This window comes from Citrobacter sp. SX206, assembly GCF_024181025.1.
GTDB classification, from domain to species: Bacteria; Pseudomonadota; Gammaproteobacteria; order Enterobacterales; family Enterobacteriaceae; genus Citrobacter; species Citrobacter youngae.
In genome coordinates this window covers 4448988-4469381 of record NZ_CP049738.1, presented here as the reverse complement: position 1 = coordinate 4469381, position 20394 = coordinate 4448988, and the positions used below count along the sequence as shown (strand labels likewise).

Here is a 20394-nt window from a genome sequence, read left to right as displayed (position 1 = left end):
CAATATGGTTAAAAGAAAGTGAATAAAATCCATCAAGAAGAAGTCAAAAATGTGATGAATTGTGCAGGATCGCGTCAGTTGACTCTCTGGAAACGCGAGGATTTGCAACATCCTCAGCCAGATGAGGTCGCTGAAGAAGTGCCGGTTGCGCTGGTTTACAACGGGATTTCGCACGTGGTGATGATGGCGTCACCGAAAGATCTTGAGCACTTTGCGCTGGGCTTTTCACTTTCTGAAGGCATTATTGAGCGCCCGCAGGATATCTACGCCATGGAAGTGGTTCCTTCCTGTAACGGATTAGAAGTGCAGGTTGAGCTGTCCAGTCGTCGATTTATGGGGCTGAAGGAGCGACGTCGTGCACTGGCCGGTCGTACCGGTTGTGGCGTTTGCGGCGTTGAACAACTCAATGACATTGGCAAGCCGGTCCAGCCTCTGCCGTTTACCCAGACATTCGATCTGGCACATCTCGATAACGCCTTAAGGCATCTCCCTGATTTCCAGCCCGTGGGGCAACTGACAGGCTGCACGCACGCGGCTGCCTGGGTACAGCCATCAGGCCATCTGGCGGGTGGACATGAAGATGTCGGGCGTCATGTGGCGCTGGATAAACTGCTGGGACGACGTGCTATCGAAGGGGAAGCCTGGCGGGCGGGCGCAGTATTAGTCTCCAGCCGCGCCAGCTACGAGATGGTGCAAAAGTCGGCGATGTGTGGCGTGGAGATCCTGTTTGCTGTCTCAGCCGCGACAACGCTTGCCGTAGAAGTTGCCGAACGTTGTAACCTGACGCTGGTGGGTTTTTGCAAACCCGGCAGGGCGACGATCTACACCCATCCGCAGCGGTTGATCGCTGAGTAATAAGTGTTCAGTTAATTTGAATAAGATAGGCAAATCCTTCCGCTTTTAGTTGCGTGATATGAAGGCTACTATTTATCACATCAAGGCACGGTGCCTTACTCAAACAACTAAGTGAAAGGGTTTATATCATGAAAAGCATCAAAACTTTTGTCGCAGTTATCGCTCTGGCTACGTCTTTCGGTTCTTTCGCTGCTCAGACAGTTACCGCAACCGGTTCTACGCTGGAAAGCGCTGAAGCAAAAATTGCCGCTCAGGCTGAACGCGCAGGTGCCAGCGATTACAAAATCACTCAGGCATACACCGGTAACCGCGTGCACATGACTGCTGAACTGCTGAAATAAGAGACCTTAGTATTGTCGAAAGAGCGCCCTTGGGGCGCTTTTTTAGTTTATACCCGCCATTCTCAGCAGTGCGGTTACCACTGCTGCAGCGATAATCACCACAATCAATGGCGTCTTACGCCAGGCGAGAAACACCGCAAAAGCCACGCCCAGCACGCGCGCCATGCCGGCAAAGTGTTCGCCTTCGTAAAAGGTGGTTGCCAGCGCAACGGAAAACAGTAGCACCGTTGCAGCATCAGAAAGCAACGCCTGTGAACGTTCAGAAAAGGCTAAACGGCCTCCCAGTTTTGCTCCTCCTAAACGCATTAAATAGGTTCCCAGAGATAACACGGCGATACCGACGATAAACAGCGTCATGTTGCCCATTATTTTTTCCTCGTCAGTAAGCCAAACAGTGAAAGCAGTACCGGCAAGCCTACCGGTGCGAAAGGTACGGAAGCGAGTGACAATGCGGCCCCGCTACAGGCACGGATGAGAGTGGTGCGGTTTTTAAAGGCCGGAACCACTAAGGCCAACAAAATGGCAGGGAAAACGGCATCCAGCCCAATGGTTTCAGGTGCCGGGAGCAGCTTGCCGACACCGGCGCCGATCAGTGTGCCAATCGGCCAGAAAATGGCGACGCCCAGACCGCATAACCAGTAGGCGGCTTTACGTTGTTCCGGTGTTTTCTGCGACAGGCCGAACACCACGCTTTCATCGTTCATGATATGACAGCCTAGAAAGCTGGCGGCGCGAGTGCCGACCAGATCGCGTACCGTCACGCCAAACGGTACATGTCGGGCATTCACCAGTAACCCGGCCGCCGCTGCCGCTAACGGATTTCCGCCGCTGGCGATAATACCGATAAACATAAATTCAGAAGCTCCGGCCAGTACTGTAATCGAGAGTACAAAGGGCACCCAAATCGGGAAGCCGTAAGCCATTGCCAGCGAACCGTAGGACATGCCTACCACGCCGACGGCCAGGCACACTAAAAATATCGCTTTAATCGTGTCGCCTTTTAGGCTGGAAAAATAATGTTTCATACCGTTTTAGCCATATCGAACGAGTTTCCATTATAATGAACACAATCAGTTTGATTTACAAGTCGAACGATTCGTTCGATATAAAGAACATGGAGTCGAGAATGACCCAACCCATCAGTATGATCGCGAAAAGTCTGGTGCGTGAACGTCAGCGCACCGGTTTATCGCTGGCAGAAATTGCCCGTCGCGCGGGAATTGCAAAATCGACACTCTCGCAGCTGGAAGCGGGAAATGGTAATCCTAGCCTGGAAACGCTGTGGTCGCTGTGTGTGGCGCTGGATATCCCCTTTGCCCGATTACTGGAACCGCAGGAGCAAAAAACGCAGGTGATTCGCCGTGGCGAAGGGACAAAAGTCGTGGCTGAGCAGGCCCACTATCAGGCTATTTTACTGGCAGCCTGCCCACCGGGCGCGCGGCGGGATATCTATCTGCTGCTGACGCAACCGGGCGCAGATCGTATTTCACAACCGCATCCACCGGGATCGGTTGAACATATTATCGTGACGCAGGGTAAGGCGATGGTGGGGTTGACGGAAGCGCCGGAGGAGTTAGGCGAGGGCGACTATATTTGCTACCCCGCTGACCAGGCGCATATCTTTAAAGCACTGGAGCCTGACACCCAGGCGATTCTGGTTTCTGAGCAGAATTGAAATTGCCGGAGGGCGCTATCGCTTATCCGACCAGGAAAAAATAGAACCGTAGGCCCGGTAAGCTTGCGCCACCGGGCACACGACTTACGGCAAATAAAACACTTCTTTTAGCTCTGCGCTGACCGGACTGTTGTCTGGGTTGGCCGGCATTACGTCACGCATATGTTTCCACCAACGCTGGCAAACGTCGGTGCTGGCAACGGCATTCCAGCGTTCTTCGGACTCAATCTCAACGGTGGCGAACAGCAGATTGCGCTCCTCGTCGAGATAAATCGCGTAGTGATGGGCACCGTGTTCTTTCAGCACTGCTTCCAGTTCTGGCCAGATGGGGTTATGACGACGCTGGTACTCAACGTGCGCATCGGCATTCACCTGCATCACAAAGGCTTTGCGGATCATAACGCCTCCAGATACAGCTCGCGGACCTCGTCGCGGCTGGCGGTGCGCGGGTTGCACGGCGCACACGGATCGGCCAACGCTTTATCCAGCCAGCCTTCAATATCCTCTTTCGTCACGCCAAGTGAACTAAAGCCCGCAGGAATACCGACACGCTTGCTGAGTGCACGAATCGCGTTGATGGCCTCCATACTTGCCGCTTCATCGCTCATGTCACGGGTATCGACGCCCATCGCTTGCGCCACGCGGGCAAAGCGCGCCACGGCGTTCGGGCGGTTAAAGTTTTCGATTACCGGCAGCAGGATGGCGTTGCAGACGCCGTGCGGCAGATTATGGGTTGCGCCCGGCTGATGTGCCAACGCATGTACCAGACCCAGGCCAGCGCTATTAAATGCCATACCCGCCAGATACTGACCAAACGCCATTTGCTCACGAGCTTCGAGGTTATGACCGTCGTCGACCGCTTTCGGTAGCCACAGGTTGATCAGGCGAATCGCTTCCAGCGCGTTAGCGTCGGTGAGCGGATGCGCGCCAACGGAAACATAGGCTTCTACCGCATGGGTCAGGGCGTCCATGCCGGTTGCGGCGGTGACGGATGCCGGAATGTCCAGCATGACGCTGGCGTCATCCACGGCGATATCCGGGATGATATTCGGGTCGATGATCACCTCTTTGACCTTACGGGCAGAGTCGATAATGACCGCGTTGCTGGTCATCTCTGCTGCCGTACCGGCGGTGGTATTGATGGCGACCAGCGGTACACCCGCATTTTTCACTTTGCCTACGCCGGAGTAAGCGGTAGAAGGGCCGGGGTTGGCGGTCAGGATCTTCACCGCTTTAGCGGTATCGATCGGGCTACCGCCACCGAAGGCAATAATGTAGTGACATTCTGCGTCCTGATACGCCGCGAAACCTTTCTGCACCAGCTCTTCCGTCGGGTTTGGAAACACTTCATCAAACAGGTGGTAAGACATCTGATGTTCATCCAGCGCGGCAAACAGGCTATCCAGCAGGCCCAGTTTTACCAGTTGACCATCGGTGACGATCAGCGCTTTACCCCATTGCTTATTCGCCACGAGGTTCACCATATCGGCAATCGCGCCGGCGCCATGCAGGCTAATTTTTGGCAGTGCCAACATAAAGCTCATCATTATTCTCCTTACAATGCCAGTGCGCTGGCCAGCGGCGTCACGCCGAAGCGTTTGCCAAGTGCGATCAGCTCTTCACGCGTAATGGTCTGCTTCATACCGCCCATCGAGTAAATCTTGACCAGAACCTCAGCGGACTTCTCTGCGGTATCGATCAAACCGAACGCTTCGTCGAGGGTAGGTCCGCTGCCGAACACGCCGTGGAACGGCCACAGTACCAGCGAGTGTTTCTGCATTTCTTCGGCGGTGGCCTGACCGATTTCATCGGTACCTGGCACCATCCACGGCAGAATACCGACGCCATCCGGGAACACCACCAGACACTCGGTGCTGCCTTCCCACAGTTTGCGGGTCATCAGCGCGGTATTGTTTTCCAGTACGTAGGTCAGGGCGATCAGGTTGGTGGCATGGCAGTGCATGATCACGCGGTCTTTGCCATTGGTGGCTTTAATGCGCTCGCAGTGGGATAGGAAGTGGGCGGGCAGTTCGGAAGTCGGTACGGCTTCGTGGGTCAGACCCCACAGAATGTGGTAACCCGCGCCATCGCTGTCGATTTTCACCACGCCCAGATTTGCGGCCGGGTCGAGCTGGACGTTGCGGAAAAATTTTCCCGAACCGGTGACGATAAACGGCGTATTCGCCAGCAGCGGCATCGGCTGGCTCAGCGCGATATAGCGTGGTTTTTCGTGGAAATCGGCGCTAAATGGCGCAATATCTGCCTCATCCAGGCGCAGTGTCAGGTTGCCGCCGTTGCGTTCGTCCCAACCTTTCAGCCAGGCATCGGAAGTGGCTTTAATCATCCCCTGGACGAACCAGGAAGTGGTAATGTTTTGCATGTTCGGTGTTCCCATTTATTGCCCGAACGTTATCGGGTCTTACGTAGGCCGGATAAGCGAAGCGCCATCCGGCAATCGTGTTTCATTTATTGCCGGATGGCGACGCGGGGCGTCTTATCCGGCCTACAAGCCTGGCGTCACAGTTAGCCACGTTTGCTCAAAATCTCTTTTTCATAAGCGCGCACACTTTCCAGCCACTGGCTGCCCGCTGGCGTGTCGTGACGCTGGCAATACATCTCCCAGACGGCCTGCCACGGCAGCGATTTTTGCTCTTCCAGCAGAGCCAGGCGTGCGGTGTAGTCGCCGCTGGCTTCGAGCTGGCGCAGTTGCCCGGTCGGTTCTAACAGCGCGCGCAGCAGGGCTTTTTTCATATTGCGGGTGCCGATCACCCACGCGGCGATGCGGTTAATGGAGGCGTCGAAGAAGTCGAGGCCGATGTGTACGCGGTCAAACAGGTTGTGGCGCACGATCTCGCTGGCAATCGCCTGGGTTTCATCATCCAGCAGCACCACGTGATCGCTGTCCCAACGCACCGGACGGCTGACATGCAGCAGCAGGCGCGGCACGTACAGCATGGCGGCGGAGATCTTGTCGGAAATCACTTCGGTCGGGTGGAAGTGACCCGCATCCAGGCACAGCGCCGTCTGGCGACTGGTGGCGTAACCCATGTAGAACTCGTTAGAGCCGACGGTGTAGCTTTCCGCACCAATGCCAAACAGCTTGCTTTCGACGGCATCGATATGGTGCGCCGGGTCGAGTTTCTCGCTGATCACTTCGTCCAGCGCGTCCAGCAGACGCTGGCGCGGCGCTAAACGATCAACGGTGATGTCTTTCATGCCATCCGGGATCCAGATGTTCATCACTGATGGCGTACCCAACTGCTCGCCAAAATACGCCGAGACGCGACGGCTGGCTTTGCAGTGGTCAATCCAGAACTGGCGAATGGTGTCATCGGCGTGGGCCAGCGTGAAACCGTCGGCACTCAGCGGATGTGAGAAGCAGGACGGGTTGAAATCCAGCCCTAGCTGGTTCGCTTTCGCCCACTCAACCCAGTTTTTGAAGTGTTCAGGTTTGATTTGGTCGCGGGCAACTGGCGTATCAGACTCCAGATAGATCGCATGCAAATTCAGACGTTTTGGACCCGGGATCAGGCTCAGCGCCTGCTCCAGATCGGCACGCAGTTCGCTGGCGTTACGCGCTTTGCCCGGATAGTTACCGGTTGCCTGAATTCCACCCGTGAGCGAACCTTCCGGGTTTTCGAATCCGGCTACGTCGTCGCCCTGCCAGCAGTGCATGGAGACCGGCAGACGATCGAGCTGGCGTAATGCTTCCTCGACATCAATACCTACCGCTGCGAAACGCAGTTTTGCCAGTTCCCAGGCTTGTTCAAGTTGAGTGGTCATGCGCAAAGCTCCTTTGTCTGTCGTAATGGTTGAAACTGCGCTTTGTGGCGGGCAATTTCACTTTCAGGATTGGGGATGAAGCTGGTCAGGTCGTAGTTGGCGCGCACCACCTGACGGAAATCATCGACGTTGTTAAGCTCGTCCAGCGTCATCAACTGGACGCCAATATTGCCGAGCGTGGAGGCCTCAATAGGCCCGGATATGACGCGAATACCGCAGGCGTCCGCGCAAAGCTGGTTGAGTAATGCGTTCTGGCACCCACCGCCGACGATGTGCAGTTGGTGAAATGCTTCGCCGCGAAGCTCAGCCAGTTCCTGCAGGATATCGGCGTACAGCAACGCCAGACTGTCGAAAATACAGCGCGCCAGTTCGGCGTTTTGCTGAGGAACGGGCTGGCCTGATTCACGACAGGCCGCCTGAATTTCCGCACTCATATCGTCAGGATTGATAAAGCGCTCGTCGTTGGGGTTAATCAGAAACTGGCAGGCCGGCAGCGCCTGGGTTTGAGCGATAAGGGCAGGCAGGTCGGTTATCTGCCGCTCTTTTAACACGCGCTGAAGTAGCCACAGCCCCATGATGTTTTTCAGCACGCGGTAGCGCCCTTCCGCGCCCCCTTCGTTGGTGATGTTCGCCGCCAGTGCCGCATCGTTGGCATATGGGGTTCGGCTTTCAAACCCCATCAGTGACCAGGTACCGGAAGAGAGATAGGCACTATTTTTATCGGCCAGCGGTGATGCGATCACCGCGCTGGCGGTGTCGTGGCTGGCGACGGCAACCACCGGGATTTGATTTTTCTGTGGACAAATCCAGTAACCAATTACGTTCCCCGGATGCGTGGGGCGGCCAAACCACGTTGTGTCGGCACCGCTCCAGGCCAGCAGGGTTTCGTCCCAGTCGTCGGTGTTGATATTGACTAACTGGGTGGTGGTGGCGTTGGTGTATTCCCAGTTCAGTTCGCCGGTCAGGCGATAGCTGAAGTAATCGGGGATCAGCAGGGCATGCGCCACCTGGGGGATTAGTTCCGGTTGCTGCTCGACCAGCGCGCGGAGCTGATACAGGGTATTAAAGGGCAGAAACTGAATGCCGCTACGGTGATAGATGTCACTTTTACCTGGCTGCGTCATGGCCCGCGACATAATGCCGTTCGTGCGGCTATCGCGATAAGAGACTGGCAACCCAACGCGCTGACCGTTTTTATCGATCAGGACATAATCCACGCCCCAGGTATCAATGCCGATGCTGTCGATCCGAATGCCTTGATCGCAGACTTTCTTCAACCCCAGACGAATGTCGTTTTCCAGGCTGTCGATGTCCCAGGTGTCAAAACCGTCTGTTTTTTGCAGACAGTTAACAAAGCGGTGGATTTCACGCAGTGTCAGGGTACGGTGTTTACTGTCGTAACGCGCCAGCATTACGCGTCCACTGGATGCACCGAGATCAACAGCGACACAATGGCGAAGAGTCATAGCGAGGTCCTTCTGAGTTTCATTGCACTCAGTCTAAGAACCCGTGAAATGGCGTACCTTCTTGTTAGTGACAGCGACAATACGCGGCTGGCAGCATGGCAAAGGTGAACGTGATAGCGTTCACAGTTTCTACTAATGGGGACGGTTTCACCTGATGTGACCCCTTCCGCAATTCCCGATCTTTCCCGCTATTTCTTGAAGAATTGACCGTGTTTACGCACTTTGGCGTCAAAAATTTAAGGTGAGGGTGATAACCCTTAATTACTATTCAGTCATGTTCATTTGATCGGGAAGGATGTCATCATGACGGTATTGCATTGCGTGGATTTTTTTCCGACAGGTAAAGCGCCCGTGGCGATTGAGCCCCGGCTTCCTCAGCCTGCTTTTCCAGAACATCATCATGATTTTCATGAAATTGTAGTGGTTGAACATGGTACGGGAATTCATGTGTTCAATGGACAGCCTTATACCATTAGCGGGGGAACGGTGTGTTTTGTCCGCGATCATGACAGACACTTATATGAACATACTGACAACCTGTGTCTGACCAATATTCTGTATCGTTCCCCGGATGCGTTTCAGTTTTTGGCCGGGCTGAATCAGTTGTTACCCCAGGAGCTGAATGGGCAATATCCGTCACACTGGCGGGTGAATCAGAGCGTGTTGCAGCAGGTTCGGCATCTGGTGGGGCAAATGGAAAATCTTGGAGAGGCAATGGATACGCCAACGGCGGCAAATCGTGAGATCTTGTTCATGCAGCTGTTGGTGCTGTTGCGTAAAAGCAGCCTGATGGAAGCGGCAACAGATAATGATGCGCGACTGAACCAACTACTGGCATGGCTGGAGGATAACTTTGCCGACGAAGTGTGCTGGGAAGCTGTAGCCGAGCAGTTTTCGCTCTCTTTACGGACTTTGCACCGCCAGCTTAAACAACAGACCGGGCTGACGCCACAGCGCTATCTCAACCGCCTACGGCTTATCAAAGCCCGCCATTTGCTACGTCACAGTGATGACAGCGTGACGGACATCGCTTATCGTTGTGGGTTCGGTGACAGTAACCATTTTTCGACGCTGTTTCGCCGGGAGTTTAACTGGTCGCCGCGCGATATCCGACAGGGACGCGATGTCATTACTGGAAGCAGCCTCCAGTAACGCGAAAGCTATCAACGTTTTTTGCCGTCCGTTTGCTGATAATCATACCCTTTTATGCCGGATGGCGGCTGTGCCTTATCCGGCCTACGTGGATGCCTTGTAGACCGGATAAACGTAGCGCATCCGGCAAGCGTTCAGGTTGAGGTGATGTGATGGTGAATCATCTGGTCCTTCTGAAATCAGACTTTTTTGCGCATGAGCAGCAGGCTGTCGCCGTAGCCGATCGTTATCCGCAGGATGTCTTTGCAGAGCATACCCATGAGTTTTGCGAGCTGGTTCTGGTCTGGCGCGGCAATGGCCTGCATGTTCTCAACGATCGCCCGTACCGGATAACCCGCGGCGATCTGTTTTATATCCGTGCCGAAGACAAACACTCCTACACCTCAGTTAACGATCTCGTCCTGCAAAATATCATTTACTGCCCGGAACGGCTGACGCTGAATGTCGGCTGGGAAAGCGCGATCCCAGGATTTAACGGCTCGCCGCGACAGCCCCACTGGCGGCTTGGCAGCGCGGGTATGTCCCAGGCCCGGCAGATAATTAGTCAGCTTGAACATGAGAGTAATCAGCGTGACCCGCTGGCTTTTGAAATGGCCGAGTTGCTGTTTGGGCAACTGGTGACTCATTTCAAGCGGCACCGCTACGCCACGGATACGCTGCCAGCGACATCAAGTGAAACGTTGTTGGATAAGCTGATTACCGCGTTGGCCGGGAGTCATGAACATGCCTTTGCGCTGGATAAATTCTGTGAGCAGGAACAGTGCAGTGAGCGAGTTTTGCGTCAGCAGTTTCGCAGCCAGACAGGGATGACCATCAATCAGTATCTCCGCCAGGTACGGGTTTGCCATGCTCAGTATCTGCTTAAGCACAGTAGACTGATGATCAGTGAAATTTCTATGCGCTGCGGCTTTGAAGACAGTAACTACTTTTCGGTGGTATTTACGCGGGAAACCGGGATGACGCCGAGCCAGTGGCGTCATCTCAGCAGCCCGAATGATTAACTGGCCATCCCCAGACCGACAATATTTGCCGCGAGAATAATGACCACGCAGCCGAGGCTCAGTACGCTGACCGGACGGCGGCCCGCGTTTTTCCACTCTTTCAGCACCAGACCAACAATACCGCCGCACAGGACATAGAAGCTCATGTGCAGCATCCAACTGACATAATCATACTGCGCCGGAATGCGAGCGTGGCCCCAGGCGTAGAAGAAGAATTGCAGATACCACATCAGGCCACCGAGCGCGGACAGTAGCACGTTGGTGATGATCAGCGGTTTGGCTAACGAGAAGTCGGCTTTTATCGAAAGATCTTTCACTTTTACCAAACGAATAAAACAGAAGCCCAGGTTGACTAAAGCACCGCCGCCCATGATGACGACATAGCTTGGTAGCGCGACATACAGCGGATCAACGCCCAGCGCGGCAGCTGCATCGTGCATGGGTTTCGCCGCGTTCATCGCAAAGGACATCCCGGCAGAGAAAATGCCGCACATTACCGCCAGCACCAGCCCCTTCTTCAGGTTGAACTCTTCTGCTTTGATGCCCATTTTACGTTCTTTCAACTGTCCTGCGCGGGTCACAATGCCCACGCCAATCAGCGCGACCAATACGCCCAGTAGCGTCATGCGCCCGCCATCGGTGCTGATCAGCACATCAAAGTTACCGTTGATGATAGGGGTCATCAGCGTGCCGACAATCAGGGTAATACCAATCGCAATACCAATCCCCATCGACATGCCGAGATAGCGCATGGTCAGGCCATAGTTGATATTACCGATCCCCCACATCGCGCCAAACAGAAATACGGGTGCCAGCGTGGAGAGGCTGAAAGAACTGAAGTAGGCCCAGAAGTTGGGAAGCAACATGGCGCTGATGGTCCATGGCAGGATAAGCCAGGAGACGATCCCGCCAACCGACCACATTGTTTCCCATGACCAATGTTTAACTTGTTTGAACGGGGCATAGAAACAGGCTGCGCTGGCTGCACCTATCAAATGCCAAAGAATACCCATCGTAATCGCGTTACTCATGACTGAATCCTCGTTATTTTTTATCGTCGGTCATAACCCCTCCGACACAACGAGTTTAAAAATTACGCAGATGATTAACCTTTTGACGATTGCCGCCTTTGTCCTCTTGTTGGCAATCATCACGTTAACTGGGTGATTTGGCTCACATCTTCAGTAATGGTGATGAATAATTAAGACCCTGTAAAAAGTACGGCATTGATAATCATTTTCAATATCATTTAATTAACTATAATGACCCAACTGCTTACGCGGCGTTAACACTGGCCGCCCGACAATACTGGAGATGATTATGAGTTATACACTGCCATCCCTGCCGTACGCTTATGATGCCCTTGAACCGCACTTCGATAAGCAGACGATGGAAATCCACCATACCAAACACCACCAGGCTTACGTAAACAACGCTAATGCTGCGCTGGAAAGCCTGCCTGAATTCGCGAGCCTGTCTGCTGAAGAGTTGATCACCAAACTGGATCAGCTGCCTGCGGATAAGAAAACCGTTCTGCGTAACAACGCTGGCGGTCACGCTAACCACAGCCTGTTCTGGAAAGGCCTGAAAACCGGTACCACGCTGCAGGGCGACCTGAAAGCGGCTATCGAACGTGACTTCGGTTCTGTTGACAACTTCAAAGCTGAATTTGAAAAAGCAGCAGCCACTCGTTTCGGTTCCGGCTGGGCGTGGCTGGTTCTGAAAGGTGACAAACTGGCTGTTGTTTCCACCGCTAACCAGGATTCCCCGCTGATGGGTGAAGCTATCTCTGGCGCTTCCGGCTTCCCGATCGTGGGCCTGGACGTTTGGGAACACGCTTACTACCTGAAATTCCAGAACCGTCGCCCGGACTACATCAAAGCGTTCTGGGACGTGGTGAACTGGGACGAAGCTGCTGCACGTTTCGCCGCGAAAAAATAAGTTCGACGCGTTAATTAAGCCCCTGCAAGCGATGCCTGCGGGGGCTTTTTTGTGATCAAAATCAATATAAAAACAATGATCCATTTAAATTGAAACAAGGTTTTATTATGCGAGTGGGATCACTTTTATAGTTTCTGCGAATGTCTATCTTCTTTTCATCAAGACGGGCGCATCTCAAAAGCAAGATGCAGTCGCCCATAAAAATTGCCCCATTTTTATGTCTACAGGTGATGGAAATGCAGATCAAACGTACGATAGAGAAAATCCCAGGCGGTATGATGTTGGTGCCGCTGTTTCTGGGCGCGTTGTGTCATACCTTTTCCCCCGGCGCCGGGAAATACTTCGGCTCATTTACCAACGGTATGATCACCGGTACGGTGCCGATTCTGGCAGTCTGGTTCTTTTGCATGGGGGCATCGATTAAGCTGAGCGCTACCGGAACCGTACTGCGTAAATCCGGCACGTTAGTGATAACCAAGATCCTGGTCGCATGGGTGGTAGCGGCGATTGCATCGCGCATTCTTCCTGAACATGGCGTGGAAGTGGGGTTCTTTGCCGGGTTGTCCACGCTGGCGCTGGTGGCCGCAATGGATATGACTAACGGCGGGCTGTATGCCTCGATTATGCAGCAGTACGGCACCAAAGAAGAGGCTGGGGCGTTTGTCCTGATGTCGCTGGAGTCTGGCCCGTTGATGACCATGGTGATTCTGGGAACCGCCGGGATTGCTTCGTTTGAACCGCATGTATTTGTAGGGGCGGTATTGCCGTTCCTGATTGGTTTTGCGCTGGGTAATCTGGATCCTGAGCTGCGGGAATTCTTCAGTAAGGCCGTGCAGACGCTGATCCCTTTCTTCGCCTTCGCATTAGGTAACACCATTGATTTGAGCGTGATTGCACAGACCGGCGTACTGGGTATTCTGCTGGGCGTGGCGGTGATTATAATCACCGGTATCCCGCTGATTATTGCCGATAAACTGATTGGCGGCGGCGATGGTACGGCGGGAATTGCGGCGTCCAGTTCTGCTGGCGCGGCCGTTGCCACGCCGGTGCTGATTGCGGAAATGGTTCCGGCGTTCAAACCCATGGCGCCGGCGGCAACCTCTCTGGTGGCGACGTCAGTGATTGTAACCTCCATCCTCGTGCCGATTATCACCTCCATCTGGTCGAAAAGAGCCAAAGCCAGAGCGGCGGCAATCGATATACGCAACGCGGTGAAGTAACGTGATTAAGCCGGATGGTTTGCACCATCCGGCTTAACCGTTTTAACCCTTGATTACAAACACCTCATCAATTGTTCGACACTCACTTTCATTCAGCTCCCCGCCTGCATTACGTGAAACCCCGGTGCAATAGCCAAACTTACGCGATACCACGGTTTTGATGGTGGTGACGAAATCCTCACCGATGGCGTAGATGGACATGTAGGTGCCAATCTGGTCCTGAATATCGCGAAGTGCAGCCAGATCCCCCTGCTTGAAGGCTTCTCGTGCGCTGACAAACAGCTCCGGCATGACGTTGTTTAATCCTGAAATAATCCCTGCGCCGCCTGCCAGCAGGTTAGGAATATAGTATTCGTCATAGCCGGATAGCACGGCAAAATCTTCGCGTACGGCGCGGGTGGTCTGGATCATGCTGCGGGTGTGGGACTGGCAGTCGACGGTATCTTTGATGCCTGCGAAGTTGGGGAACTCAGAGGCAAGGGTGGCAACCAGTTCAGGCGTTAAGTCGCAACCGGTTCGCGCCGGGAAGTTATAGGCAAACCATTTGCCGCTGAGTTTCTGCCCCAATTGACGGAAGTAGCTCAGGAGCTGTTTCGCCGTTTGCCCGTAATAGTAAGGTGGTAGGATCATCACGGCATCGTAACCGGCGCGATACGCTTCCTGTGCCATCAACAGCACATCGTTCTGGCAAGTGGATGAGACGTTGGCGACCATCTTCAGCGAGCTCATGGCACGGGCTTCACGGATCAGCAACAGCCTTTCCTCGAGCGTAAAGGAGGCAAATTCCCCGATGCTGCCCATCAACAAAATCACGTCGATGTTGGCCTCGGTAAGGCGTTTAAGATGCTGGCTCAGACCGTTAAGATCGATCTTGCCGTCATTGTCCATTGGCGTAATGGAAGGACACCAGACGCCAGCAAATTGCGATTGACCAGTCACGTTGTCGACTCCTTATTTGAAATGATGTTTCAAAACCAGCTTACATTGATAGCATGTGTCCCTAACTTTCATGTGAACCGTGCTCTCATTTTGAGCGACTGGGGTAAAATAAATGTGGTGTAATGGGAGAAATTTATCGGGAGAGGGAACAGATGCGATATCCGGTCGATGTTTTTACAGGCAAGATTCGGGACTACACGGGAAGCCGTCCCAGCGCGATTGCTAAAGTTCAGGTTGATGGCGAGTTGATGCTGACCGATCTGGGGCTCACGGGCGATGAACAGGCGGAGACTAAAATTCACGGCGGGCCGGATCGCGCGTTGTGCCACTATCCGCGTGAACACTATCAGCACTGGATACAAGAATTCCCTGAACAGGCGGAGTTATTTGTCGCCCCCGCCTTTGGGGAGAACCTCTCAACGCTTGGGCTGACAGAAGAGAATGTCTATATCGGCGATATTTTCCAGTGGGGCGAGGCGTTGATTCAGGTCACGCAGCCACGTTCACCGTGTTTTAAGCTGAATTTCCATTTTGGCATTAGCGATATGGCAAGTCAGATGCAGGCCTCGGGGAAGATAGGCTGGCTGTACAGTGTTATCGCGCCGGGCATGGTGTCGGCGGATGCGCCGCTGGTACTGGCATCGCGCGTGAGCGATGTCAGTCTGCGGGAGGCGATTGCTATTGCCTGGCATATGCCGTTTGATGATTCGCAATATCACCGTTTACTGTCGGCTGCAGGGCTATCGAAAAGCTGGACCAGAACGATGCAAAAACGCCGTTTAAGCGGCAAGATCGAGGACAATTCCCGCCGTTTGTGGGGGAAATAATTCCCCCTGTCCGTGGAGGCCGGATGAGGCATTACGCCGCCATCCGGCAACACAGAGAGACTCAGGAACGCTTATACAACGGTAACCAAATTACCAGCCGTAAACCACCCAGCGGGCTGTCTTCGGCCTTCACCCAGCCACGATGCTGCTGGATTGCGGTTTCAACAATCGCCAGACCCAGACCTGTTCCGCCAGACTCGCGATCGCGCGCCTCATCGGTACGATAGAACGGACGGAAAATCTGTTCTCTGTCTTCAGGGCTTACGCCTGGGCCGTCGTCGTCCACGGTGATGGTAATCCCGTCGATATCCACCGCGAAGCCCACTTCGATCTTCGTGTGTGAATAGCGCAGGGCATTGCGCACAATGTTTTCCAGCGCACTTTCCAGTGCATTTGGGTTACCGTACAGCGGCCACGGACCCGGCGGGAAATTCACCGTGAGTGATTTACCCATCTGCTCGGCTTCAAAGGCGGCGTTATCCAGCACTTCGCCCCACAGCTGATTAGCTTTCACGGTTTCACTGACCAGCGCGTTTTTCTGCTGATTACGTGACATCACCAGCAGGTCGTTGATCATGCTGTCCAGCCGGTGCGCTTCTGTTTCAATGCGCTCCAGCTCTTTGCTCTCACCGCTACGACGGCGCAGCAGCGCAGTCCCCAATTGCAAACGTGTTAGTGGCGTTCTCAACTCGTGAGAGATGTCCGACAGCAGGCGTTGCTGCGTGGTCATCATGCGTTCCAGCGCGGTCACCATCTGGTTAAAACTGGCACCTGCCGCCAGAAATTCCTGCGGGCCGGCTTCCAGTTCCGGATGCTGACGCAGGTTACCCTGTGCCACCTCATCCGCCGCGTTTTTCAACTTACGCGCCGGTTTCGCCAGGCTCCATGCCAGCCAAAGCAGCAGCGGTGAGCTGACGAGCATGGTGACGATCAGCAGCAACAGTGGCCGGTCAAACAACAGGTTGATGAAATCAGACTGTGAACTGCTGGCTGGTCGAATGAGATACAGCTGGTAGTTATCTTCCCCGTCTCTGACGGAGAAAGGCCCGACCATCTCAACGCGACCGTATTTTTTCTTCTGCGGATGGTCAGCGTTATCAGCCTGACCAATAAAGTTACGAATGATCTGCATTTCGTTGCGTTCTGCGCCGATCACACGTCCTTCTGTAGTGACAAGCAATAACCGCTGTCCTGGCGGCGCCCACTTGTCGATAGCACGGAACAGGCGACGCCACCACATCAGATCGTTGGGTGGGTCGTTCGCCAGCTCAGCTTCAACGTGTTGCTCGATCATCAACCCCTGGCGCTGCTCGCTGTCCAGTAGCTCGGTCATCTGGCGTGAGTCGAGCTTGGGCAGCATCAGTACCAACATCAACACCAGCGCCAGCGTTAACCAGAAGATGGCAAAGATGCGTGCGGTTAAGCTTCCTATCATGAAGCGGAGACCATCAGGTAGCCGCGACCACGCAGGGTTTTAAACCAGGGGTGCCCGTCTTTCCGCTCTGGCAGCTTACGGCGCAGGTTCGAGATGTGCATGTCGATCGCGCGGTCAAACGGCGTCAGGCGTTTGCCCAGCACTTCCTGACTCAGGTGTTCACGAGAAACTACCTGGCCGAGATGCTGTGCCAGTAAATAAAGCAGGGTGAATTCGGTGCCGGTTAACTCCAGGGTTTGCCCATCAAAACTGGCTTCCTGGCGACCCGGATTCAGACTTAACGCATCCACTTCCAGCGTCGGCGAGCCATTATCGCTGGTCTGCTGTTGTTCGCTCCAGTGAGAGCGGCGCAGAATAGCGCGGATACGCGCGACCAGTTCGCGGTCATTAAACGGTTTGGGTAAATAGTCGTCCGCGCCCAGCTCAAGGCCGAGTACGCGATCCAATTCGCTGCCGCGAGCGGTCAGCATGATTACGGGCGTCTGGTGTGTCTGGCGAAGCGCTTTCAGTGTATCGATGCCGTTTTTCTTCGGCATCATGACGTCGAGCAAAAGTAAATCGATGCTGTCATCCAGAAGCTCAAGTGCCTGCTCCCCATCATGGGCAACCAGCACATCGAAACCTTCCATTTCGAGCAACTCCTTTAACAGGGAAGTCAGCTCTCGGTCATCATCAACTAACAGGATTTTATTCATTGTTTACGTACCTCCGAGGCAGAAATTACGTCATCAGGCGTCGCTAATCTATGACTTTACGTTGTTTTACACCCCCTGACGCATGTTTGCAGCCCGAATCGTAAACTGTCTCTCGTTGAATCGCGACAGAAAAGATTTTGGGAGCAAGTGATGGGCAAAGTTACCGCTGCCGTCATGGCCTCAACGCTGGCACTCAGTACTTTGAGCCATGCAGCTGAAGTCGTCACAGGCGATCACTGGCACCTGGGTGAAGGCTCCTCGCAGCGCAGCGTACAGAGCCACATGTTTGACGGTATCAGTTTAACCGAACATCAACGTCAACAGATGCGAGATTTAATGCAGCAGGCAAGACACGAACAGCCTCCTGTTAATGTTAGCGAAATGGAGACAATGCATCGTCTTGTCACCGCAGAGAAATTTGATGAAAGCGCTGTGCGCGCTCAGGCAGAAAAAATGGCACAAGAACAGGTTGCCCGCCAGGTTGAAATAGCCAGGGTCCGCAACCAGATGTATCGCCTGTTAACGCCCGAGCAGCAAGCGGTTTTAAATGAGAAACATGAACAACGAATGGAGCAACTGCGCGACGTAGCGCACTGGAAACAAAGCTCATCGTTAAATTTATTGAGTAGTAGCAACTCACGTTCCCAGTAGTAACCCTGTTTTCCTTGCCATAGACACCATCCCTGTCTTCCCCCACATGATGTGGGGGTTTTTTTTGCCCAAAATTACAGCGAATTACCAAAGATAAGCAGCCAATTACAGAAGATATTTGGAGCTTATAAACGTTTTTGTTATGTGTGACTGACTGCATTTATGTAGAGCCGTGTAATCTGATAATAATGCTCAGCTTTTTCCTAAATCCAACACAGTACCATCATTGGTAATGATAAAGGTGTAGTAGTGATTTTTTCCATTTAAGGTGTAGCTTGCACCATACACTAACCCTTTTTCTAAATTTACCGTAAAGCAGGTTCTTGGGTAGGTGAGATGCTTAAAATCGCCGACTAATAATTTTTTATTTTCTCTACCATTAGTTGACAGAATATAGCGGTTTAACACATCGTTTTTATCAGTGGTAAAGCAAACACGATTCCCGTCTACGTAGATCGCCCGTCTTTCGCCGGACTCTGCACCCTCTCTATCTTTCCCAGGGCACCCGGCAAGAAATAAAAGCAAAGGGAGAAAAATGATCGATTTCTTCATATCGGAAAGTCCCCTAGTACCTTTTCATATTTCTGAATTAACTCCAGCACCGGTTCCTCTGGGTCATAATCACGGTAAACATACAGATCGCTATGCCCATCAAACCCATAATGCTTTAACAACCAGTAATCGCTGACTAAGGATGCTTGCTGCTCCAGTCCGTAATCAAGTAAGTTTTCTCATTTAGGCTGTATGTATAATCAGCTGCCCATGAGAACGCTCCGCGTGTTCGCACCCACATTCCATATTGGTGCTGCCAAACATGCATCATTTCATGTAAAAAAAGATGCTGGGCATTTGGAGTTGGCTGTTTTGTTGGCATTGAGAAATCATCTTCATATTTTATTTTTCTAAACCACATTTCGCCGTTAGGCGTCATCGCCTGGCCGGGGTTTTGACTATCAAAAGGAAGATAACTTTCCAGATGAACTCAAACTTGATGGTAAAGAACGCTGAAGCCAAAGAGCGAGTTTGCAAGATTTATCTCGCCAAGCCTTAGCCTACGCAGACCTCCTTCCTGGATCGGTTTCCAGTCAATAGAATTAGGGTAATACGCCATCTTAATCCCTCAAGATATGTTGATTGAGTGTTTATCGTACACCTAAAGTAAATCAGCATTGGAAGAGTTATAGAGAGGTCTTAAAAATTCAGAATAAAACGTATTCAGGTGACGTATGGGTCATGCTGATCCGGCTGTAAGATAGGCCGTAATGTAGATTTTTTATTAGAATAAATTTTTAATTTAAGTGTGTTATGTATTGCTACAACATTCCATCCCTGTCTTCCTTCACATGATGTGTGGGGGCCCCAAATTTGTCACTCGGTTATTGCCTGACTGTTTTACTTCATCCGTTATACTAGCGGCATATCCTGGCAGGAGTGTTTATGAATCAAACCTATGGGCGGCTGGTTAGCCGGGCGGCAATCGCGGCTACCGTGATGGCATCGCTGTTACTTTTGATCAAAATTTTTGCGTGGTGGTACACCGGATCGGTCAGTATTCTGGCTGCACTGGTGGATTCTCTGGTGGACATCGCGGCGTCGTTAACCAACCTGTTGGTGGTGCGCTATTCGTTGCAACCGGCCGATGATGAACATACGTTCGGACACGGAAAAGCGGAATCGCTGGCGGCGCTGGCGCAAAGCATGTTTATTTCCGGTTCGGCGCTGTTTTTATTCCTGACCGGGATTCAGCATCTCATCCAACCGACGCCGATGAAAGATCCTGGCGTTGGGGTGGTGGTCACCATCATTGCGTTAGTGTGTACAATCATTCTGGTCACGTTTCAGCGCTGGGTGGTGAAACGTACGCAAAGTCAGGCTGTACGGGCAGATATGCTTCATTATCAGTCTGATGTTATGATGAACGGTGCGATTCTCGTGGCGCTTGGACTGGCCTGGTACGGTTGGCATCGTGCGGATGCCTTGTTTGCGCTCGGGATTGGCATCTATATTTTATATAGTGCATTACGCATGGGGTATGAGGCAGTGCAATCCTTGTTGGATCGCGCCTTACCCGATGAGGAACGTCAGGAAATTATTGATATAGTGACGTCATGGCCCGGTGTCAGCGGCGCTCACGATCTTCGCACGCGGCAGTCAGGGCCGACCCGCTTTATTCAGATTCATTTGGAAATGGAAGATAATCTGCCGCTCGTTCAGGCGCATTTAGTGGCTGAGCAGGTGGAGCAGGCAATTTTACGGCGTTTCCCGGGATCGGATGTGATTATTCACCAGGATCCCTGTTCAGTCGTACCCAAGGAAGGCAAGATGTTTGAGCTTTCATAATTCGTTGTAAAAAAGTGAGCCGGGCCAGCATTTTGTGTATAAATTACCACCATTTGGCCTGACCTGAATCAAT

At 52.9% G+C, this 20394-nt stretch carries 22 protein-coding genes and 1 pseudogene; 10 read left to right on the top strand and 13 right to left on the bottom strand.

The window, feature by feature from the left end:
- The first annotated feature begins 54 nt into the window (after nucleotides 1-54).
- Entirely contained in the window at nucleotides 55-855 is an 801-nt protein-coding gene (fdhD, locus tag G8S19_RS21535) for a formate dehydrogenase accessory sulfurtransferase FdhD (protein ID WP_217438277.1), read from the top strand.
- Nucleotides 856-983: 128 nt separating this feature from the next.
- The gene (locus G8S19_RS21530) at nucleotides 984-1196 is read left to right on the top strand and encodes a DUF1471 domain-containing protein (protein WP_003825262.1); all 213 of its coding nucleotides are present in this window, start codon (nucleotides 984-986) and stop codon (nucleotides 1194-1196) included.
- A gap of 42 nt (nucleotides 1197-1238) precedes the next feature.
- On the opposite strand, the gene G8S19_RS21525 is transcribed toward G8S19_RS21530, so the two are convergent.
- Both G8S19_RS21525 and G8S19_RS21520 read right to left on the bottom strand, forming a co-directional pair.
- A complete protein-coding gene (locus G8S19_RS21525; RefSeq protein WP_061066958.1) occupies nucleotides 1239-1562 on the bottom strand; it encodes an AzlD domain-containing protein in 324 nt (107 codons plus the stop codon).
- Nucleotides 1562-2221, bottom strand: a complete 660-nt coding sequence (locus G8S19_RS21520; protein WP_048214023.1) for an AzlC family ABC transporter permease — start codon at nucleotides 2219-2221, stop codon at nucleotides 1562-1564. The genes G8S19_RS21525 and G8S19_RS21520 overlap by 1 nt, the downstream gene beginning before the upstream one ends.
- Nucleotides 2222-2322: 101 nt before the next feature.
- On the opposite strand from G8S19_RS21520, the gene G8S19_RS21515 reads away from it, so the two are divergent.
- Nucleotides 2323-2871, top strand: a complete 549-nt coding sequence (locus tag G8S19_RS21515; protein ID WP_003028726.1) for a helix-turn-helix domain-containing protein — start codon at nucleotides 2323-2325, stop codon at nucleotides 2869-2871.
- A gap of 84 nt (nucleotides 2872-2955) precedes the next feature.
- Here the strand turns inward: G8S19_RS21515 and rhaM are convergent, their stop codons facing one another.
- The 5 genes from rhaM to rhaB form a co-directional block, all read right to left on the bottom strand.
- On the bottom strand, nucleotides 2956-3270 hold the full coding sequence (gene rhaM / locus G8S19_RS21510) for an L-rhamnose mutarotase (RefSeq protein WP_061066959.1): 315 nt from the start codon (nucleotides 3268-3270) through the stop codon (nucleotides 2956-2958).
- Nucleotides 3267-4415 carry a lactaldehyde reductase gene (gene fucO, locus G8S19_RS21505; protein ID WP_057063170.1) on the bottom strand — a complete coding sequence of 383 codons (1149 nt, stop codon included), beginning with the start codon at nucleotides 4413-4415 and terminating at the stop codon, nucleotides 3267-3269. Before fucO ends, rhaM begins: the two co-directional genes overlap by 4 nt.
- An 11-nt stretch (nucleotides 4416-4426) precedes the next feature.
- Nucleotides 4427-5251 (bottom strand): rhamnulose-1-phosphate aldolase, encoded by an 825-nt coding sequence (gene rhaD, locus G8S19_RS21500; protein WP_086523527.1) that lies wholly within the window; start codon nucleotides 5249-5251, stop codon nucleotides 4427-4429.
- A gap of 143 nt (nucleotides 5252-5394) precedes the next feature.
- Nucleotides 5395-6654: an L-rhamnose isomerase gene (gene rhaA / locus G8S19_RS21495; protein ID WP_061066962.1), complete on the bottom strand. Its 1260-nt coding sequence runs from the start codon at nucleotides 6652-6654 to the stop codon at nucleotides 5395-5397.
- Nucleotides 6651-8120, bottom strand: coding sequence for a rhamnulokinase (rhaB, locus tag G8S19_RS21490; protein WP_253685868.1), 1470 nt, complete (start codon nucleotides 8118-8120; stop codon nucleotides 6651-6653). Before rhaB ends, rhaA begins: the two co-directional genes overlap by 4 nt.
- Nucleotides 8121-8423: 303 nt before the next feature.
- Between rhaB and rhaS the strand changes: the two genes are divergently transcribed.
- Both rhaS and rhaR read left to right on the top strand, forming a co-directional pair.
- Nucleotides 8424-9272 carry an HTH-type transcriptional activator RhaS gene (gene rhaS, locus G8S19_RS21485; RefSeq protein WP_048214016.1) on the top strand — a complete coding sequence of 283 codons (849 nt, stop codon included), beginning with the start codon at nucleotides 8424-8426 and terminating at the stop codon, nucleotides 9270-9272.
- 152 nt (nucleotides 9273-9424) lie between these two features.
- Nucleotides 9425-10273 (top strand): HTH-type transcriptional activator RhaR, encoded by an 849-nt coding sequence (gene rhaR, locus G8S19_RS21480; RefSeq protein ID WP_253685867.1) that lies wholly within the window; start codon nucleotides 9425-9427, stop codon nucleotides 10271-10273.
- Here rhaR and rhaT read toward each other — a convergent pair.
- Entirely contained in the window at nucleotides 10270-11304 is a 1035-nt protein-coding gene (gene rhaT / locus G8S19_RS21475) for an L-rhamnose/proton symporter RhaT (RefSeq protein WP_199970745.1), read from the bottom strand. The genes rhaR and rhaT overlap by 4 nt on opposite strands.
- Before the next feature lie 289 nt (nucleotides 11305-11593).
- On the opposite strand from rhaT, the gene sodA reads away from it, so the two are divergent.
- Both sodA and kdgT read left to right on the top strand, forming a co-directional pair.
- Complete coding sequence (gene sodA / locus G8S19_RS21470) at nucleotides 11594-12214, top strand: superoxide dismutase [Mn] (protein ID WP_005121766.1); 621 nt, start codon at nucleotides 11594-11596, stop codon at nucleotides 12212-12214.
- Nucleotides 12215-12450: 236 nt separating this feature from the next.
- Entirely contained in the window at nucleotides 12451-13434 is a 984-nt protein-coding gene (kdgT, locus tag G8S19_RS21465; RefSeq protein WP_048214013.1) for a 2-keto-3-deoxygluconate transporter, read from the top strand.
- A 42-nt stretch (nucleotides 13435-13476) separates the two neighbouring features.
- Here kdgT and G8S19_RS21460 read toward each other — a convergent pair whose 3' ends face one another.
- Complete coding sequence (locus G8S19_RS21460) at nucleotides 13477-14373, bottom strand: dihydrodipicolinate synthase family protein (RefSeq protein ID WP_048214012.1); 897 nt, start codon at nucleotides 14371-14373, stop codon at nucleotides 13477-13479.
- Between the two features lie 152 nt (nucleotides 14374-14525).
- On the opposite strand from G8S19_RS21460, the gene yiiM reads away from it, so the two are divergent.
- A complete protein-coding gene (gene yiiM / locus G8S19_RS21455) occupies nucleotides 14526-15200 on the top strand; it encodes a 6-hydroxyaminopurine reductase (protein ID WP_048214011.1) in 675 nt (224 codons plus the stop codon).
- A 61-nt stretch (nucleotides 15201-15261) separates the two neighbouring features.
- Here yiiM and cpxA read toward each other — a convergent pair whose 3' ends face one another.
- A complete protein-coding gene (gene cpxA, locus G8S19_RS21450) occupies nucleotides 15262-16635 on the bottom strand; it encodes an envelope stress sensor histidine kinase CpxA (RefSeq protein WP_003840485.1) in 1374 nt (457 codons plus the stop codon).
- Nucleotides 16632-17330 (bottom strand): envelope stress response regulator transcription factor CpxR, encoded by a 699-nt coding sequence (gene cpxR, locus G8S19_RS21445; RefSeq protein ID WP_048214010.1) that lies wholly within the window; start codon nucleotides 17328-17330, stop codon nucleotides 16632-16634. The genes cpxA and cpxR overlap by 4 nt, the downstream gene beginning before the upstream one ends.
- Nucleotides 17331-17480: 150 nt before the next feature.
- Between cpxR and cpxP the strand changes: the two genes are divergently transcribed.
- The gene (gene cpxP / locus G8S19_RS21440; protein WP_005121753.1) at nucleotides 17481-17981 is read left to right on the top strand and encodes a cell-envelope stress modulator CpxP; all 501 of its coding nucleotides are present in this window, start codon (nucleotides 17481-17483) and stop codon (nucleotides 17979-17981) included.
- Between the two features lie 192 nt (nucleotides 17982-18173).
- On the opposite strand, the gene G8S19_RS21435 is transcribed toward cpxP, so the two are convergent.
- Together G8S19_RS21435 and G8S19_RS22540 are read right to left on the bottom strand one after the other, a co-directional pair.
- Entirely contained in the window at nucleotides 18174-18533 is a 360-nt protein-coding gene (locus tag G8S19_RS21435; RefSeq protein ID WP_048214009.1) for a putative T6SS immunity periplasmic lipoprotein, read from the bottom strand.
- A pseudogene (locus G8S19_RS22540) lies at nucleotides 18530-19092 on the bottom strand (type IV secretion protein Rhs). The gene G8S19_RS21435 and the pseudogene G8S19_RS22540 overlap by 4 nt, the downstream one beginning before the upstream one ends.
- 326 nt (nucleotides 19093-19418) lie before the next feature.
- Between G8S19_RS22540 and fieF the strand changes: the two are divergent.
- Nucleotides 19419-20321: a CDF family cation-efflux transporter FieF gene (gene fieF, locus G8S19_RS21430; RefSeq protein WP_048214007.1), complete on the top strand. Its 903-nt coding sequence runs from the start codon at nucleotides 19419-19421 to the stop codon at nucleotides 20319-20321.
- Nucleotides 20322-20394 lie beyond the last annotated feature (73 nt).